The 221-nt window shown below is 66.1% G+C and carries 1 protein-coding gene; it reads right to left on the bottom strand.

Translation table 11 applies throughout. The annotated features are described in order from the left end of the window. On the bottom strand, positions 1–203 hold a 203-nt coding region (locus IG04_RS43595), incomplete at its 3' end, for a hypothetical protein (RefSeq protein WP_211257930.1). Between the last annotated feature and the right edge of the window lie 18 nt (positions 204–221).

The raw sequence follows: 221 nt of genomic DNA, 5'->3' as shown, positions 1-221 counted from the left end.
GGGCCGCCCCATGAGAGCTGGCCTGCGCCGTTGCCGGCGAAGTAGACCATGGTGTTTCCGGGGTCGATGCCGGCGATATCGGTTTTGCCGTCGCCGTTGTAATCGCCTGCGGTGATGGCGCGGTAGTTGGCCCAGTCGCCTTGGCCGCTCATGGTGCCGCCCCAGTAAAGGCGTCCCGCGCCGTTGCCGGCGAAGTAGACCATGGTGTTTCCGGGGTCGAT

The sequence above is a fragment of the Lentzea albidocapillata genome, assembly GCF_000719115.1.
GTDB classification, from domain to species: Bacteria; Actinomycetota; Actinomycetes; order Mycobacteriales; family Pseudonocardiaceae; genus Lentzea; species Lentzea albidocapillata.
The sequence above is the reverse complement of the archived record's forward strand: the minus strand, read 5'-3'. Positions and strand labels throughout refer to the sequence as shown.